17 protein-coding genes and 1 pseudogene are annotated in these 16516 nt (G+C 66.8%); 12 read left to right on the top strand and 6 right to left on the bottom strand.

Annotated elements, in window-relative coordinates; translation table 11 throughout:
* Window positions 1-83: 83 nt before the first annotated feature.
* From BFF78_RS36420 to BFF78_RS44020, 3 genes are all read right to left on the bottom strand, one after another.
* Window positions 84-1472, bottom strand: a complete 1389-nt coding sequence (locus tag BFF78_RS36420; RefSeq protein ID WP_069782340.1) for a tyrosine-type recombinase/integrase — start codon at window positions 1470-1472, stop codon at window positions 84-86.
* Entirely contained in the window at window positions 1469-1666 is a 198-nt protein-coding gene (locus tag BFF78_RS44025; RefSeq protein ID WP_079161627.1) for a helix-turn-helix transcriptional regulator, read from the bottom strand. Before BFF78_RS44025 ends, BFF78_RS36420 begins: the two co-directional genes overlap by 4 nt.
* Before the next feature lie 444 nt (window positions 1667-2110).
* Window positions 2111-2416, bottom strand: a complete 306-nt coding sequence (locus BFF78_RS44020; RefSeq protein ID WP_227026006.1) for a winged helix-turn-helix domain-containing protein — start codon at window positions 2414-2416, stop codon at window positions 2111-2113.
* 716 nt (window positions 2417-3132) lie between these two features.
* On the opposite strand from BFF78_RS44020, the gene cutA reads away from it, so the two are divergent.
* Window positions 3133-3453, top strand: coding sequence for a divalent-cation tolerance protein CutA (gene cutA / locus BFF78_RS36415; RefSeq protein ID WP_069782339.1), 321 nt, complete (start codon window positions 3133-3135; stop codon window positions 3451-3453).
* Window positions 3454-3527: 74 nt separating this feature from the next.
* Here the strand turns inward: cutA and BFF78_RS48645 are convergent.
* From BFF78_RS48645 to BFF78_RS36400, 3 genes and pseudogenes are all read right to left on the bottom strand, one after another.
* Window positions 3528-4131: pseudogene (locus tag BFF78_RS48645) on the bottom strand (transcriptional regulator); the annotation flags it as partial.
* Window positions 4132-4402: 271 nt separating this feature from the next.
* On the bottom strand, window positions 4403-5287 hold the full coding sequence (locus tag BFF78_RS44015) for an aminoglycoside phosphotransferase family protein (RefSeq protein ID WP_079161626.1): 885 nt from the start codon (window positions 5285-5287) through the stop codon (window positions 4403-4405).
* Window positions 5284-6678: a helix-turn-helix domain-containing protein gene (locus BFF78_RS36400; protein ID WP_335755370.1), complete on the bottom strand. Its 1395-nt coding sequence runs from the start codon at window positions 6676-6678 to the stop codon at window positions 5284-5286. The genes BFF78_RS44015 and BFF78_RS36400 overlap by 4 nt, the downstream gene beginning before the upstream one ends.
* A gap of 203 nt (window positions 6679-6881) precedes the next feature.
* Here BFF78_RS36400 and BFF78_RS36395 point away from each other — a divergent pair, with 203 nt between their 5' ends.
* The 11 genes from BFF78_RS36395 to BFF78_RS36345 all read left to right on the top strand — a co-directional run bounded on the left by BFF78_RS36395 (window position 6882) and on the right by BFF78_RS36345 (window position 16516).
* Entirely contained in the window at window positions 6882-7316 is a 435-nt protein-coding gene (locus BFF78_RS36395) for an ATP-binding protein (protein ID WP_227026005.1), read from the top strand.
* A gap of 62 nt (window positions 7317-7378) precedes the next feature.
* On the top strand, window positions 7379-7615 hold the full coding sequence (locus tag BFF78_RS36390) for a hypothetical protein (RefSeq protein WP_069782337.1): 237 nt from the start codon (window positions 7379-7381) through the stop codon (window positions 7613-7615).
* Window positions 7612-8730: a methyltransferase domain-containing protein gene (locus tag BFF78_RS36385; protein WP_069782336.1), complete on the top strand. Its 1119-nt coding sequence runs from the start codon at window positions 7612-7614 to the stop codon at window positions 8728-8730. Before BFF78_RS36390 ends, BFF78_RS36385 begins: the two co-directional genes overlap by 4 nt.
* A gap of 186 nt (window positions 8731-8916) precedes the next feature.
* The gene (locus BFF78_RS36380) at window positions 8917-9426 is read left to right on the top strand and encodes a DUF6624 domain-containing protein (RefSeq protein WP_069782335.1); all 510 of its coding nucleotides are present in this window, start codon (window positions 8917-8919) and stop codon (window positions 9424-9426) included.
* Between the two features lie 408 nt (window positions 9427-9834).
* Entirely contained in the window at window positions 9835-10866 is a 1032-nt protein-coding gene (locus tag BFF78_RS36375; RefSeq protein WP_159033114.1) for a radical SAM protein, read from the top strand.
* A complete protein-coding gene (locus BFF78_RS36370; protein ID WP_069782333.1) occupies window positions 10863-12269 on the top strand; it encodes a B12-binding domain-containing radical SAM protein in 1407 nt (468 codons plus the stop codon). Before BFF78_RS36375 ends, BFF78_RS36370 begins: the two co-directional genes overlap by 4 nt.
* 83 nt (window positions 12270-12352) lie before the next feature.
* Window positions 12353-13306: a S66 peptidase family protein gene (locus BFF78_RS36365; protein WP_069782332.1), complete on the top strand. Its 954-nt coding sequence runs from the start codon at window positions 12353-12355 to the stop codon at window positions 13304-13306.
* Window positions 13303-14307 (top strand): amino acid--tRNA ligase-related protein, encoded by a 1005-nt coding sequence (locus tag BFF78_RS36360; protein ID WP_069782331.1) that lies wholly within the window; start codon window positions 13303-13305, stop codon window positions 14305-14307. The genes BFF78_RS36365 and BFF78_RS36360 overlap by 4 nt, the downstream gene beginning before the upstream one ends.
* 21 nt (window positions 14308-14328) lie before the next feature.
* Window positions 14329-14745, top strand: a complete 417-nt coding sequence (locus tag BFF78_RS36355; protein WP_159033113.1) for a hypothetical protein — start codon at window positions 14329-14331, stop codon at window positions 14743-14745.
* The gene (locus BFF78_RS36350) at window positions 14742-15485 is read left to right on the top strand and encodes an SDR family NAD(P)-dependent oxidoreductase (RefSeq protein WP_069782329.1); all 744 of its coding nucleotides are present in this window, start codon (window positions 14742-14744) and stop codon (window positions 15483-15485) included. Before BFF78_RS36355 ends, BFF78_RS36350 begins: the two co-directional genes overlap by 4 nt.
* A complete protein-coding gene (locus BFF78_RS36345) occupies window positions 15485-16516 on the top strand; it encodes a helix-turn-helix transcriptional regulator (RefSeq protein WP_069782328.1) in 1032 nt (343 codons plus the stop codon). Before BFF78_RS36350 ends, BFF78_RS36345 begins: the two co-directional genes overlap by 1 nt.

Genomic DNA, 16516 nt, shown 5'->3' with positions numbered 1-16516 from the left:
TTACGTTGTAACTCCCAGTTCCTCCCACCGCTATCCCGCTCCTGACCAGTGCTTCCGGACCAGTCACGGACCAAAGCCCCCGGTTACCCAGCAGGTGCCGCGTCCTGGCTGACGCGGTCCCACTCCTGCATGGACTGCTCGATGAGGCGGTTTGCCTGCTCCCGGACGCCGTCCAGGAACTTGGCGTAGTGACGGAAGAGGACCTCGATGCTCTGGCCCGCGCGGCGAGCGCATTCGGCTGGGTCCACACCTGAGTACAGCCAGAACGAGATCCCAGCGTGCCGGAGATCGTAGGGCCGCTTGGCCAGGCCGGAAGCGAGCTCCGTGCGGGTGAGAACGTACTTCCGTGCCCGCGCCCACGTCGTGCCATACGCAGCTGCATCCACGTAGTTGCCGGCCTGGTTCCGAAACAGCCGACCGTCAGGCGCCACGCCGAACCGTGCGATGTGTGCATGGAGGATCCGCACGAACTGCGGCGGGATGGGCACGGGCCGCGTGGCTGTAGCCGCACGACGCTTAAGCGAGTGCACCTCATGCACCGCGCCGTCGTCCGTCCACTCCTTGCCTGCGGTAACGACCCCGCCCGACAGATTGAGCAGCCCCCACCCGGTCTCGGGGAGATGGCACTGCTCGAGACGGAGGTGAATGACCTCGGCCGGCCGCATCGCGGCGTAGTACATGCAACCGAAGAACGCCTCCAGGTGAGGGCCTCGCCCACGCTGCTGAGCAACCGCGGCGAGTAGCCGGGCGACCTGGGCTGGATTGGGAACGGAAGCGGGGTCTACCTCCTCGTTGGCTGCCGGAGCGCTCCACCTGAGCCCGTTGAGCGGGTTCTTCGAGAAGTACCCTTTTTCTACTGCGGTGTTGAGGACTTCGTTGAAGGCGGCTCTCTTGCGCCGCGCCGTCTTGGCTGCAGCCGCCTTACCGTCCAGCTTGCGACACAGTGCGTCCAGCGCCCGTCGCAGCACATCGGCTTCCGCGAGAGCGCTAACAGGCAGGGAGTTCCGCTTAATCCACTCCAGGGCCTTCCGCCACTCCTCAGTGGGCTCATGTGCCCACGCCTTCTTGTTGAACGCCCACGAGTAGAGGGCGCGGCGCAGCACCCGCGGCTCCGGGTAGGACGCGCCAGGGTGCACCAGGGCAGGCGTGATGGTGGCGAACGCGTCGGCCAGGGTACGGCGGGTGTTTCCCGGCGTACGGTCCCATCGTTGGTCGAGGTATTCGTGGGCAAGGTCGTACCACGTCGTCCTCTGCTTGATAGCTCGCAGCTCGGACGCCGGCAAACCCGTATGCGTATCGAAAGGCTCGCCGTCGCGCGCTGCCGTCATCAGCTTTGCGCGTCTGCTGTCAGCGAGCCCGACGGTCATGAATGACTCTGATTTTTCTCGCCCGCCTACCGTCCACCGGACCATAAACGGCTTGCGCCGATCGGGGCGCTCGCGTATGTCCCAGAAGCGGACATTGTAACTCATCGCCAAGTATCAGAATCTCTTTCGCACATATCCCACCAGGCATCCAGATCAGCGCGGCGACAACGGAGTTCACCATTGGGCAGCTTGATCATGTGGGGCGCTTGCCCGCGAGCGCGCATTCGATAGAACGCCGACGGACTCATACGGATCTCCGCCAGGACCTCGGCGAGCTTCAGCGCCGGAGGACGAGCCATGAAATATCACCTTCGCATCGGGAGGCTTCATGCTGGTAATCCAGACCCACATCGGTGCGCGACACTGATCTCCGATTCTGCACGAGCACACATCGTGGTGTGGACGACAAGACGCAGCTAATTAGCATCGGGAGATACAGTGAGGGATTTCCTTACGGCATAAAGGTGAAGCCACCCGGAAGATCTTGCATAACGAGCAGCGATAGCCGTGGGCATGAAGGCGCGGTCAATGATGTAGCAGCAGGTGGCGAGCCGCCCTAGTACCTCCTTGGAATACGACGGCACTGCCAACTGCGTCCGCCCCGGCTCCACCGCCAAGCACAGCCGAGTGCGAACACCATCAATGCTCTGCACGATCCCCGGTTTCGGTAACCGGGGATCGTCTGCTACGTATCGCCCTGCACGACGAGAGTGCCGGGCCCTCGCACTCCGGCTCAGGGCGGGTCAGGAAGCCAATCGGTAGGACCGCAGTGCAGGGGGCACACCGTCAGCGATGAGCACCAGCAGCCCGTCGTCGGTGAGACGGTCGAGGTTTCGGGCTGCGACTCGCTCGGAGACGCCAACAGCTCGGGCGACTTGACGAGTCGTGGCACCGGGGCGCCCAGCGATGTGTGCGAGGACTTCGCGATCACGACGGTAGCCGCTTTGCAACAGATCCTCACCGAACAACCCCGCCGCACACACGCAGAGGCACAGCGCTGTGGACAGGGAGCCGTAATCCTCCGACTGCTGGGCGGTCCACGCGTTCATGGCACCGAGCACCAAGAGGACGGGGGCAGTGAAACGAGCGGATCGGATAGTGGGGTTCGACAGGTGTGCTCCTTGGGCCGGGGCCTCTGCGAGAAGGCCGGGCAGCATGGGGACCGGCTGCCGGCACGGCCGACCTGCCTACAAGTCGCCCCGGAAGCCAAACCCCTCGCTGACCTGGTGTTTTCCAGGACGCTGTACGTTGACATGGACTCGGGGCAGGTTCCAGGCCCTTGGGACTTTTTCCCGTCTGCCGACGGCGAATCTACGTCCACAAGCCGATGAGGCCATTAGTTATGCCCCTCTAACCTGCCGGGAGCCGGCGTCCTGGGCTCGGGGGGCCAAGCGCCACCTCGTCGATCAGGGCCTAGTCGATACCGACTGGCCCGGTGATCCTGATGTTCACCGCGGTCCTGGATGACAGCGTTTGAAATGGAGAGTGGGCTCAGGCGCGGGCGCTCGCACCGACGCAGCCTTCGAAAGCTCTTGCCTTGGCGGTTCGCGACGGCGTCACGCGCAGGATCACCCAGAGGGATATCACGGACACTTGGAGCGTGTGGGACGCGCTCCAGAAGAATGACCGCACAACGAGAGGAGTATCCGCATGGCGTCGAGAGGGACGCCGTGGGTTCGCTCTTTTCCCGACTATCATCCGCCCTGCGACCATCCACCATCCGACTGGGTAGGGTCGAGTTACACCGAGTGGGAGAGATAGCTGCATGGCCAGTAATGTCGTGATTGTGCAGACGACAAGCGATGACGAAGACCAGGCGAAGGCGCTGGCCCGGGGCGCGGTCGAGAGCAAGCTGGCAGCGGGCGTTCACATCGATGCGCCAATCACCGCCTTCTACTGGTGGAAGGGCAAGGTCGAGGCAGCGCAGGAGTGGCGGATCTCGTATATGACTACGACGGACCGTCTCCCGGCGCTGGAGGCATGGGTGCACGAGAAGCATCCGTACGACGTCCCCCAGTGGATCACGCTACCCGTGACCGGTGGGTCGGAGGCGTACCTGTCCTGGGTTGTCGAGGAGACGGCATAGGACAGAGAAGCAACGGGCTGGCAATACGACGGCGTTCTCGTCCTTGGGTTTGTCCGGGTACCTCGCGAGGGGGCTCAGGATGCGAACTGCAGCAGATGAAGTGCGAGTTCCTGCTCACTGTCGGGAAGCGATGCTGCGATAGTCGCTGCCCGCTCCTTGCCCATCGTGTTGGGCTTGGCCTGTGCCGCCGCAGCGAATTGACGTGACACGTAGACGCCTTGGTCGACGTCGCCCCCACGCAGTAGGGTCGAAGCGAGATCACCCAGAACCACGACGCCCCCGCCCGGTAGTTCCTCTCCGAGGCAGTCGACTGACGTGTCAGCTGTGGGCGTGAGTTCGGGACGCTTCATGGCCGTATACGGAGAGGGCCAACGAGTCCATGCGGTACGGGGTCACGAACCGGACCCACGCCTGCTCGCTGGTGTGATCCGCGAAGTCGTAGGCGAAGCGCGCTCGCTCCAACGCTCGGAGCGCTCCCGTCTCGTCGCCGGCCGCCGCAGCCTCTTCCGCCTGCCTGCCGAGGACCCGGACGGCAGCAGTGGCATGCCGTAGCCCCGTACGTCGCTGGCAGCTTGGGAAAGGAGCTCTCACCTCGCCTGCGGCGTAGAGGCGCCGTAACTGGCGTATGTAAGGGGCCAAGGCTCGGAGGGGAGGATGCCCGGCGGTCGCCGCGCACTGTCCTTGACGAGCGACGGGTCTGGTACGCGTTCATCGCCGATCGGCTCGCCGAGGACCTGCGCAAGGAGTACCCAACGCCCGACATCGGGCTAGGCGTCGGATGCGCTGACGAGGCCCAGGTATACGCGCGCCGCGAGTGCGGCCGCACAATAGCCATGTGCGGGCGTCGTGGTACGTTCAGGTACCCGCCCCAGGAGCCCCTCGAGGACAGCATCGAACTGCGGCGTTCCATAGCGGAACAGCAGGTCGGGGCCTTGCGCAAGTCAGTCCACTACATGATCCCTTTCCAGTTCCACGGGCGTGGTCCTTGCCGACCGCGTAGGCAGTCAACGCGGTACTGCGCCTGACCCTTCCATTCGGGGTTGCTGGCGGCGTGCTGGGCGGCATACGTCACCATGCGGAGTTCGCGAGCGCCAGCCAGAATCGAGTAGCCGGACCAGTCTGTTACGTCGTAGCCGTATGCGGCACAGAACTCGTCGTACTGCGCGGCACTGACCGCGCCCGTCGTACGCGCACGGACAGCGGTTGACACCAGGTCCCATTCCGGCGGGCCCAATGAAAAGCGTTCCAGGTCGATCACCAGTGGGCTCTCGGCAGTGCGGATCAAGTTGCCTGGCCATGCGTCACCGTGCACGGCGCAGTCCGGACGCCCGACTGGGCGCTCGGCCCATGCTGCTGCCAGTTCCTGATGAAGTCGCTCCAGCCACTGCCGGTCGGCGCTGGACAAGGTACTTGCTGCCTGCAGGCGCTCGCCGACGCGGACGAAGGGGTCCAGGTGCCCGAGTTCGAAGGTGGGAGTGGGCAGAGCGTGGAGGCGCCGAAGAAGGTGCGCAACGTCGGTGTGGCTGCCGTGCTCGTGGGGAGGGAGTTCCTGCCAGAAGGTCACTGGCCGACCGTCAGCCTCGATCGGCTGATCGACGTCGACCAGGCGGACGGCCGGCACCGCGTTCTCGGCGAGCCAACGAGCCACCCGCACTTCACGGACGGTCGCCGCCAACTGGCCAGGCCGGGCGATTCGGACGATCACGCGTTGGCCTGGAAGGCGCCATATCTCGTTTTCCGCGAGGCGGATCGGCTCGGCGACACACGCGTCGAAGCCTGCCCTCGAGCAGGCTTCGTCTAGGACCGCGGAGGAAGAAGCAGCCGAGATCGTCATGTCTGCAAGGTAGCGCTGATGCGCTCGCGGAGGTACGCCACCTCGGGGATGCGGCGGTGCCGGGCAGCAATCCGGCTGAGTTCCTTGAGATCGTCGGCCGCACGTCGGGAGGTAAGGCGGCCGGCATCGCTGATGGCCTGGTGGCCGATGGCAGTGGCCTGATGTGGGTCGCCCTTCGCCATCAGCAGACTGGCCAGCTTGGTGCCGGAGAGGGCGCGCGACCGTGGGTAGGAGTCGTCGTGGCCCTCGATGGCGATCTCAAAGCGGCGACTGGCCTGCCCGGGATCCTGATCCTTTAGCAGGACCAAGTCATATAGCGCGTGCCCCGTGTCGCCGTGGTGTTGGGCCTCGTTGTAGTAGGACATCCACGGCGGATCGTCCTGCGGGTTGGACTTGGCGAAGGCGTCGTCGGCGGCGCCAACGGCGGCCATTGCACCGCCGATGTCGCCCATCTTCCCGAACGCGCGGGCTCGTGCAGTGTGCAGCATCGCTTGGATGGTCGGAGTGAGCCGATCGGATCGGACCAGTCCCTTTTCCGCGTAGGTGAGTCCGGTGTCCGGGTCTCCGATCCAGACTGCCTGTCGCGCCAGGAGGGAGTACACCTTGGCGCGTAGGAGCCAGTCGTTGGCCTCCTCTGCGCAGTCAGCGGCGATCTTGAAGGCGACGCGGGCATCGTCGTGGGCGTAGGTGTCAAAGTGGCTCGCTCCGACGACAATGCCGAGACGTGCGACGGCGGCATGTAGAGGGGCTCCCAGCGGCTCAGCGCAGGGCACCGTGAGCAGGCCGACCGCCCACTGCATGGCACGGGTGGCGAGCGCCCCGACCAACCCTCCGCCTCCGTGGGCGTTGTCCCGGGCGTAGATGTCCTCCGCTACGGCCTGGACCTCTGAGATGTCCTTGCCGCGAATGCGCTTCGGCAGCGTCGGTGGGGCGGAGGGGGCGACGAGCGTGGCGAGGTCTATTGGGGCGATAGCGGCCAGACTGCTGCTGGCCAAGAAGGCGCGACGGTCCACAGACTCAGGGCTCCCAGGCGGCGACGACGTATCTCTGTCCAGGATGCGGCCTTGGTGTGCCTGAACGGTTCCCTCCACCGCTCGGCCAGTTCTCTTTTCCGTTTCACCGCGGCGTTTTTCCGCTTCCCCGTACACCATGCCCCAGGCGCGCGTGAGCACGCCGCCGGTCGCCAACACCTTGTCAAGGCTCTCCGCGAGGTCTCGCCGACAGGAGGCTTGTCCCTTCTCGATCTTCTCAATGAGGGACGGGCTGGCCTGCACCAACGGCCCTAACGTGGAGGCTGAGTGTCCCCGGATCTTGCGCCAGTACCGGACCTCTGAACCGAACCAGTCACGGGGTGAGGCGTCGGGGTTCAGCTGCTTCTCAGGTCGTGGCATGACGAGGGTCCCCTGGCTCCTGAAACGGAAAGCCGAGGTTTCCGCTTCTCGATCTGCACGTTTGGGCTTCGGCCTGACTCAATAGTTGCTGACCGATCACGCACCAGTACACACCGCAGTCGGACCTCTCGCATGAGGTTTGGCCAGAACGAAGTGGACCTGGAATGGCCAGTCTCCTTGCTCCCCCCACAGCTCCAACAAGTGTGCGCGGAACGACGCGCGCCACCTCGGGCAAGCTGGAGATGGACTACGACGTGACGCCGCTGTCGGTACGCATCGCGCGGACCGTAGTCAGCGCGCACCTGCGCTTGTGGGGCCTGGAAAACCTGATCGATACAGGCGCCCTTGCCATCTCCGAGTTGATGACCAACGTCCTTGACCACACTCGGCCGGACAGCGAGGGACGCCGATCTGCCCGTGTCACCGTCACGCGCATTCCCGACGGGGTGGCGCTGTGCGTGCACGACTCCGACTCGGCGCTGCCGCTCCAGCGACGCGCCGGCGATGACGACGAGAACGGTCGCGGCCTCCAACTCGTCAGGGCCATCGCGGACAAGTTCGGCATCTCTCAGCCCCCCAGTGGCGGCAAGGATGTCTGGCTGACCCTGTTGGTCCCCCTCGACGTACCGACTGCTTGAGACGGCGCCACAGCACCCCGATCCCAACGACAACAGCCCACGCCGGGCGGAGGTAGCACACAATGACCAGCCGAGCGATACAGGTCGAACAGCCGGGGGTCCCCGCAGGCACGGCCCTCGTGCTGTATGCCTGCCTCCCCGCATCGCTCGGCGCCAAGGCAGACAACACGGTCGACGCAGCCCGCCGCTACGCGAAGGAAGCGAACTGCGAGGTCGTTGCCGAAGGCGCGTACCCCCTGACCTCGTCCGCCATCGACACTCTGAAGGCGAGCGGCCTACTCACACAGGGGGCTGCGTGAGTCTGCCGAAGGAGATCGAAACGAGGCCCGCCAAGACGGCCGTCCTCGAATCGGAGCAAACAGCCGCCGGCACCGTGATCCTCCGCAGGACTACCGAGCTGCACGGAGACCAGAGTGCCGTCTTCATGGCCCGCATCTGGACTCGAACCACACTCGGAGCCATGCGCTGGGCCGGCGACATCGAGCGTGCAGTGGAAGCCGCCTGCCGACTCGTGGACAACGCAGTACGGCATGGCATCCCCGAAAACACCCCCTTGGACCAGCGGCGGATCTCCCTGTCCGCCGCACTCACGGACGCCGGCACGCTCGTCCTCGACGTCCCCGACCTCACACCAGCCTTTCCTGACTTCGACGCCGCCGTGCGAGGCGAAAAGGGCCGCGGCCTCTGGACGATCGCCCGGCTCGGCGTCCGTATCGAGTGGTTCCTGCCGCACGAGGGCGACGGCAAGACCGTTCGTGCCGTACTACCGCCCCTTGTGCGTCCGAGGCCCGGAGTCGGCCGCATGAACACGGTGAGCACCCTGAGCGTGGTGCATGAGTGGCAGACGCCGGAGTACTGGGACACGATGTACTCCACGGGATACCGGGCACCGGATCCGACGCCGTTCGAGCGTCAAATGTTCCGGAACTACGCGACCGTGAAGTCCGGGCAGCGCGTCGTCGACATCGGCTGCAGCCAGGGCCGTATGGCCGCGCACATGGCCACCTGGGGTCTGACCGTGAGGGCCTTCGACTTCAGCAGCGTGGCCATCGAGCACGCGCGGGCTAGCCACCAGGACCACGGGGACTTGCTGACGTTCGCCCGACACGACTTCAACGCCGATGCGATCCCGGGCATGCTGGAGCCGGGCTTCGTCGACATCATGGTGTGCCGGCACAGCCTGGAGTTCCTGGACCAGCCCCGCTTCCTCACCAACGCGCGGAGCTGGCTGGCCCGCTCGGGCGTGCTGCACATCACGACCCACCGCACAGAGCTGATGCCTCCGACTGCCCCGCACCGTGGCGTGACCGAGCGGCAGATCGAAGCACTTCGTCATGGCTGGCAGTTCATGACGACCTACGGCCTGGATAGCAGCGGCAGCCTGATCGGAATTGTTCTGCGCGGTCCCAGCTGAAGACTCCCGCTTCCTGGCTGCCGATCGGGCGTCACACCAGCCAGGAAGCGGGGCTGACCGGCTGGCACGGGGAGCCCTCCACCCCACCTGGCGCCCCGTGCCGGCCCCTACCACTGACAACCCAACGCGGCGAGCACACGCCCCACCTGGACGCGGCCCGCCCATCCCTACGAGGAGGAACAAGCAGTGAAGAGGCCCGACCTGGCAAATGAGTTGAAGGAGCGACAGGAGCGAGACCAGACGGCCAGGCATCGCATGCTGGAGTCACGGCTCCCGGAGGACTCCGCGGCGGTGCGGGCCATCGACGTGGACAACACGGCTTGGCTGAGGGCCGTCGTGTCGGAACATGGCTGGCCTGGCGTGGACCTCGTCGGTGAGGAAGGCGCCGATGCTGCGTGGCTGATCACGCAGCACGCCGACCACGACACTCAGTTCCAGCACCGCGCACTGGAACTGCTGACACACGCGGCGCTCGCCGGTGATGTGCCGGCCCGGCACTTCGCCTATCTCACCGACCGAATCCGGGTCGCCGACGGGCGGGCGCAGGTGTACGGCACGCAGTACGAACAGGACGGCGCTGGCAACGTTGTAGGACCGTACCTGGTCGAGGGCCCGGAGCGCTTGGACGAACGGCGGAGCGCGCTCGGCCTGGAGCCGCAGGACGTATATGAGCGACAGCTCCGCGCGCATGCGTGAGTGGAACTGACCACCAGACCCCAGGGGGCCTAGACCTGATACGCGGGTGCCCGCCCGTTCCATCCCCGGAAGGAGCTTTTGTCGATCCTCGACAGCAAGAGCAGTCTCGGTAGCGGATGACGGCCCGTCGTCTCCATGGGCTGATCAGCGCTGGGAAGCCTCATACGTCACACAGGTTTCAGCCGTCGGCCATTCGGCCAAGCCTCGCCGCCGATGACGGCCGCACCACAGCGTCCACGCGTCCGAGCCTAGCCATGCAACAACCGATCTTCATAACACTCCTGTCAGGGTTTGGGGTTCACGCCGAGCAAACCCTGACATCGCGTCTTCTCCATGTTCTTGCTGACCAGAGAGAGGGGCCGGAAGGCTATGCACGTGAATGTCAGCGATGTCCGAGGGATGGGTGACATGCGCAAACCGCAGTTACGGGTGACCGTGAACTCCCGTTGCAAGAGGAGCTGCTACTACTGCCGTCCTTCGGGCGAGGCGGTAGCCACCGAGTCGGGAACCGATCTGGCCCCCGACCACCTGGTCGCCGTAGCCTCCGCCGCGAAAGGCCAAGGCGTTGATGCCATCAAGCTGACGGGTGGAGACCCGGCCCTGTACGACCCGCTCGTCGACACCGTGCGGCGTCTGCGGCAGGAGGCTGGCATGCGCGAGGTCGAGGTCATCTCCCGGCACCCGCGGATCGGCGAACTCGCGCCGGCCCTGGCCGAGGCGGGGGTGACCCTCTTCAACGTCTCCCTGGACACCCTGGACGCGCAGCTCCACAGGGAGATTTGCGGCGTCGACGACCACGCCCAAGTGCTCGCTGCGATCAAGGCGTGTGTCGCCACCGGCGTCCCGGTGAAGGTGAACGTGGTGGTGATGTCCGGCATCAACACCCCGGAGGTCGAGTCCCTGATCGAGTTCTGTGAGGACGCTGGCGTCCACAGTGTGAAGCTGCTCGACATCATCAAGGACCTCAACGAGTCCAGCGAGAGCTTCGCCCGGCGTCTGGAGATCAAGCGACAGCTCCGGCTTCCGGACCTGTACGTGCCGCTGGAGGAGCTGGCTGGCGATCTGCGGGTGCGGGCGATCGACGAGGAAGTCCTCCAGCAGGGCGGGCTCGGGCACCCCATGACCGTGTTCACGATGCCCTCGGGCACCAAGGTGGTGATCAAGGACTCCAACGCCGGCGCCTGGTACGGATCGGTCTGCCGGGGCTGTCCCCTGTTCCCCTGTCACGACGCGCTGATGGCCCTGCGGTTGACCGCCGATGCCCGACTGCAGTTCTGCCTGCTGCGCGAGGACGTCACCGTCGACCTCGCCCCGCTGCTGGAGAAGGGCGACAGTGACGGCCTGGCCGCGCAACTGGAGGCGGCTTTCGAGATGTATGCCGCCTCCTACTTCCGTCCCGGCGACGCCACCCCCCAGCATCTGGTCGAGGCCGGCCGATGAGCGTCTACTTGGGGCTGCCAGGCGGCCTGACCCAGTCCCCGGCCTTCTCTGCTCCCCGGCAGGAGACAACCGGCCGGCCCACCGTCATCCTCGCCTACCCGAAGATCGACCATGAGAAGGACTACGTCTACCACTGGATGCCCTTCTCGCTGCTCACGCTCGCCAAGCCGCTGATGGCCAGTGGCCTGGTCGACGTGGTGCTGTTCGACGGCAACCAGCAGGACGCGGCGGCATGGGAGCGCCTCCTGGACGAGCACCTTGGGCGCACGGTGTGCATCGGGGTGAGCATCATGACCGGAGGTGGCCAGATCGGCCACGCCCTGGACATGGTGCGCGCAGCCAAGCAACACCCGTTCTGTCCCCCGGTCGTCTTCGGCGGTCCGCACGTGAATGTGCAGCCCGAGCAGACCGCGGCGCATCCGCTGGTCGACGCCATCCTCCAGGGGCCCGGCGAGAACTCCATGGTCGAGTACGTAAAGGCGCTGCTCGGCCGCACCCCGCGTCGCCTGGTCCCGGGCCTGCGCATTGACGACGGCGGGTGCGTGGTGTGCGGGACGGTCAACCCGCCGCGGACGGGGAATCTTGGCGCCTACCCGTGGAAGCTGCTGGACGTCGCCAAGTACATCCGTGACGACCCGACGGTGGCCTCCCGAACGCTGAACTACGTGTCCAGCAAGGGCTGCGTGTACAGGTGCCGGTTCTGCTTCGAACTGACCTACCAGCGTAAATACAGTGCGATGGCCGCCCAGGACCTCCTCGACGACATCGCCGCTCTGCAGGCCGCCTACGGCATCAACGGCGTGAAATTCTACGATGCGGACTGGTTCGTGAATTTGCGCCGGGCGATCGGGTTCTGCGATGGGCTGATCGACCGCGGCCTGGACCTGCGGTGGGCGGCAAGCATCAACCCCAACGACATCCTCAAGGCGCGCCGGGCGAAGCTCCCACTGCTGGAGCGGATCGCCGAGAGTGGCTGCTCCCGGCTGCTTATGGGCGTGGAGTCCGGCAACGACCGGGTCCTGAACGAGGTGGTGCACAAGGAAATCAGCCGCGCGCAGATCCTCGATGTGGCCGGCGACATCGCCGCGCACGGCATCCTCGGCTCCTTCACGTTCATCGTCGGGTTCCCCGACGAGACCGAGGCGGAGATGGAGGACACCTACTCCCTGATGGGCGAGCTGCGGCAGCTGGACCCGGAACCCGAGACGCGTGTGCACCTGTTCGCCCCCTACCCGGGCACACCGCTGTGGGAGCAGGCCCTTCAGCACGGGTTCACCGCTCCCGCTTCCCTGGAGGACTGGTCGACGTTCGACTACTACACCTCCCTGGCCCCCTGGACCAGCGAGGCGACCGCCGCCCGGGCCAGGCAGGAGACCCGTATGCGGCTGGCACCCGCCCGCTGACACCCCCTACGGTCACCCCATGCGCCCGGCCCACCACCGATCGTGCGCGGGTTGTCCGGTCCCACAGTTAAGGAGAGAACCCGTTGAGCACCGCCCGACTTCTGCCCGCGCCCCTCGCCAAGGGCGGACGCATCGGAATCGTCACCGTGTCCGCGCCCGAGCCCGCCGCGCATCCGGAGATCTTCGACCGCGGCGTGGAACGCCTGAGCGGGCGAGGCTACGAACCCGTCATCGCGCCCCACGCCGCGACCCGCGACGGCTACCGTGCCGGCAGCGAAGCACAGCTCGTGGACGATCTTCATGCCTTCATCTCTGACCCCGCCATCGATGCGGTGGTGTGCGCGGGCGGAGGTAAAAACGCCAACCGGCTGCTGCGCGGCCTGGATTACGGGCTGATCGCCGCGCACCCCAAGCCGATCGTGGGCGTGAGCGATCCGAGCCTGCTGCTGAACGCGATCACCGCCCGCACCGGCATGCCGACCTTCCACGGCCCCGCCGTGCTGTGGGATTGGGGCTCCGACGACTCCCCCGCCGCGACAGGCGACCACTTCGCCGCGGTCCTCGCCGGGGACACCGGGGCCGCGCGGATCGACGCGCCGCTCGCCTGGGCCCGCGCCGGCTCGGCCCAGGGGCACCTGGTCGCCGGCTGCCTGTCCTCCCTGCGTTGCCTGCTGGGCACGGTATGGGAGCCGGACTGGAACGGAGCTGTCCTGGCGTGGGAGGACGCGTTCAAGCCGGTCGAGCTGCTGGACCAGACCCTCACTCACCTCCGCGACCGGGGCGTCCTCGACCAGATCGCCGGCATGGTCGTCGGCGAGCTGGTGAACTGCGAGCCCTCTGGCGGACTGGGAGCCCACGAGATGGTCATGGATCTGTGCGCCGAGTACACCTTCCCTGTCGCCTTCGGGCTGCCGTTCGGCCACACCCCGCTCAAGAACACCCTGCCGATCGGCGCTGAGGTCCTCCTCGACAGCGACGCCGAGCACGCCCTGACCATCACCTCCCCGTGGACAACCCGGGGAGGCGAGCAGGGATGACCATCCCGAAGCAGGAACGGCGCCTGTACGGCACGCTGCTCAAGCAGCACCCCGAAGAGCGGAACCTGCTGCTGACCAAGGCGGATCTGCTGCGCGCCGTGCGTGCCTGGCTGCACGAGGCCGGTTACACCGAGGCAGCCACACCGGTGCTGTGCGCGGCGAGGGAGAGCGCGCCGATTCCGCAGTTTTCCACCCGCCACCCGTTCACCGGGGAGAGCTTCCACCTCAAACACTCGGCGGAGGAACACCTGCGGCGCCTGGTCGTCAGCGTCGACCGCGTCTACGACCTCGGCAAGGCCATCCGGGCCGAACGAGCTGACGACAGCCACGCGATCGAGTTCACCATGCTGCAGACCGCCGCCCGGGACATCACTCTGTCCGACGGCATCAAGCTGGTCACCGAGCTGGTCCAGCACGCCGTCCAGACAGCGTTCGCCGCGCTGCAGATCCCCGGCGGCATCGACTTCTCCGCGATCACCACCCGCACAGTCGACGACGCGATCGCCGAGGCACTGAACCTGCCGGAAGCTCCGGTCGGCCCTGCCCTCGTCACGGCGGCGCGGAACTGGCTGGCCGGCCACGGCCTGGCGGCTGGCGAATCCGACTGGGCGGTCATGGAGGACTTCGTCAAGCATGCCGTCGAGGAAGCCGTTACCGCCCCGGTCGTCCTGTACGGGTTCCCCTACGAGTTGCGGCACAACTCCCGCGTGGACTCCTCCGGCCGGGCACAGCGGTTCTCCCTGATAGCTGCCGGGATCGAGATCTGCGATGGCGGTGTGAAGTTGCGCACGGCCGACGACTACCGGCCGATGGTGGAGAACAACATCGCCCTGCGTACCCAGCTGCACGGCGTTCCGGCCGACGAGGGGCCGGTCGACTTCTTCGCCGACATCGCCTGCGACCCGGCCGACACCTTCACCTTCGGCCTTGGCATCGAGCGGCTGCTCGCGCTGTGCACCGGCCGGACCGTGTTCGAAACCCTCACCTTCCCCTACCACTAGACCGAGAGGACCCTGTCCAACGTGGCCAGCCCAACCTTGCGCGCCGTGGTGATCACCGAAAGCCTTGCCGCCGGCTCGCTCCCCGCAGCGTGCTCCGGCATGGAGGACCGCCGCTACCCGCATCTGCTGGACGAGCACACCCCGATCGAGATCGTCGAGCTGTCGGTGCCGGCCGAGCGGGCCGCGGCACTCGCGCTGGAGCTGGCCGCCGCGCTGAAGCCGCGGCTGTACTACGCGCACCTGGTGGACGAGGAGCGCATGCTGGTCGCCTTCCCGCACACGGTGGTCGACATCCCCCGCGGCGACACCGACGCGATCGGCCACGCCCGCAGCATCGGGGCGCTCTTCGACATCCCCGATGAGCAGATGCGGTTCGCTGAGATGTGGGACACGGACCATCCCGACGCGCCCTCCCAGCCGGAGGCTGGCACCCGGTGACCCCGCCCCCGTCCACCAGTGCCCCGCTGGCTGTCATCACCGGCGCCAGCGGGGCACTGGGCGCTGCGATCCACAACCGTCTCAGCGAGGCAGGCTGGCAGGTCGTCGCCACCTACAACACCCGTGCCCCCGGGCCCGCCAGGCAGGACGGGGACAGCACCTGGGTGCACTTCGACGCCGCCGACGACGCGTCAACCGAGGCGCTGCGGCAGGCCGTCGACACACAGTCCGGTCGGCTACACGCGGTCTTCGCCTGCGTCGGGGCACCCTCCACCAAGCGGCCAGTAGCCCAGACCCCGATCGGCGAGTTCCAGAGCGTCCACGAGGCCAACGCCCTCAGCTTCGTCCGCACCTGGCATGCCGTGGCCCACCGGGCTCGGTCCGACGGCGCGTCCGTCCTCGCGGTCGGGTCAGACGCCGGGCAGGCCGCTCGCGCGAACAACGGCCCCTACACCGCGGCAAAGGCCGCTCTTGAAGCGCTCGTCGTCACGGTGGCCAAAGAGGAGGAGCAGCACGGCGTCCGGGTCAACCTGCTCGCGCCCTCGCTCATCGATTCGCCCCTTGCTCACCACGTCATGGCACTCAAGGGCGTCACCGACCCCGACAGCTATTTCGCCCAGTTGCCCTGGGGCCGGCCCCTGACGCTGGACGAGGTCGCCGGCGCCTGCATCGAGCTGGCCACCGCCGCGCACTGGTCATACACCACGGGCCAGATCTACCCCCTGGAAGCAGTGCGCTGATGGTCGACGCCGCACGGGCCCGACAGCTGAACATCGTGCACCTGCTCCGCAGCCGGACCAACGTGCCCGCGCCGGAGATCGCGGCCCGCTTCGGCGTCACCGAACGCACCGTGTACCGCGATATGGCCGCACTCACCGCCGCCGGCATCCCCGTTCAAGCCACCCCCGGCAAAACCGGCGGCTACCGGCTGGCCGCCGACACCGCCCTTGACCCGCTCACCATCGACTCCGACCACGCCCTACGGGTCTACGTCCTCGGCTTCCTCGACTCTCCCAACCCGGACGCTGAAGCAGAGGACCGGGCCCGTATGGCGGGCGTCAGCGACACGGTCCAGGACGTCATCCGGCGCCTGGCCCAGCGCATCCACTTCGACACCGCCGACTGGTACTGGCGCGACGAAGGCTCCGGCCACCTGCCAGTTCTGCGCACCGCCATGCTCACCGCGACGGCGCTTGAGACCACCTGGCGCACCAAGGACGGCTATCAGGAAACAGCCCTGCTCAAGCCGTACGGGGCTGTCTGGAAAGCAGGCGAGTGGCACATGGTGGCCGCCCGAACCACGGGCGACCCCACCCGCTTCCGGCTCAACCTGGTCGACCGGCTCCACCCCACCGACCTTACCTTCGCCTATCCCGAAGACTTCTCCGTCCGAGACTGGTGGGCCCAGACCATGGAGGACTACGGCAAGGGCGATATCCGCGTGACCCTCCGAGTGGCCCCTGGCGCTCGGGACGAGCTGCTACGCCTGAGCCTGAAGTCCACCTCGCGAGTCCGCGAACACGACGACGGATTTTTGTCGATCGTGCTGTTCGTCGACCGCTGGGAATGGCTCATTCCGCTAGTCACCAGTTACGGGCCCCACGTCGAAGTCGTCGAGCCCGCCGATCTGCGAGCGGCCCTCATCCAGCATCTGCGCCGCGCCCTCGCTCTCTACGACGACCCTACGACCGGCGGTCCCGCCCCGCCCGATGGCCCACCCCACGACGACTCCCGCCTCCGATCGACCCACGGCCGCCACCCAGGAGCATGA

This window comes from Streptomyces fodineus, assembly GCF_001735805.1.
GTDB classification, from domain to species: Bacteria; Actinomycetota; Actinomycetes; order Streptomycetales; family Streptomycetaceae; genus Streptomyces; species Streptomyces fodineus.
This window is presented reverse-complemented; position numbering and strand designations above follow the sequence as displayed.

Bases quoted from the DNA above. Each gene is read 5' to 3' on its own strand.
- BFF78_RS36370 (WP_069782333.1), top strand. From the start codon at position 10,863: ATGAGCGTCTACTTGGGGCTGCCAGGCGGCCTGACCCAGTCCCCGGCC.
- BFF78_RS36420 (WP_069782340.1), bottom strand. From the start codon at position 1,472: ATGAGTTACAATGTCCGCTTCTGGGACATACGCGAGCGCCCCGATCGG.
- BFF78_RS36360 (WP_069782331.1), top strand. From the start codon at position 13,303: ATGACCATCCCGAAGCAGGAACGGCGCCTGTACGGCACGCTGCTCAAG.
- BFF78_RS44025 (WP_079161627.1), bottom strand. From the start codon at position 1,666: ATGGCTCGTCCTCCGGCGCTGAAGCTCGCCGAGGTCCTGGCGGAGATC.
- BFF78_RS36375 (WP_159033114.1), top strand. From the start codon at position 9,835: ATGCGCAAACCGCAGTTACGGGTGACCGTGAACTCCCGTTGCAAGAGG.
- BFF78_RS36390 (WP_069782337.1), top strand. From the start codon at position 7,379: ATGACCAGCCGAGCGATACAGGTCGAACAGCCGGGGGTCCCCGCAGGC.
- BFF78_RS44020 (WP_227026006.1), bottom strand. From the start codon at position 2,416: ATGAACGCGTGGACCGCCCAGCAGTCGGAGGATTACGGCTCCCTGTCC.
- BFF78_RS36345 (WP_069782328.1), top strand. From the start codon at position 15,485: ATGGTCGACGCCGCACGGGCCCGACAGCTGAACATCGTGCACCTGCTC.
- BFF78_RS36400 (WP_335755370.1), bottom strand. From the start codon at position 6,678: ATGCCACGACCTGAGAAGCAGCTGAACCCCGACGCCTCACCCCGTGAC.
- cutA (WP_069782339.1), top strand. From the start codon at position 3,133: ATGGCCAGTAATGTCGTGATTGTGCAGACGACAAGCGATGACGAAGAC.
- BFF78_RS44015 (WP_079161626.1), bottom strand. From the start codon at position 5,287: ATGACGATCTCGGCTGCTTCTTCCTCCGCGGTCCTAGACGAAGCCTGC.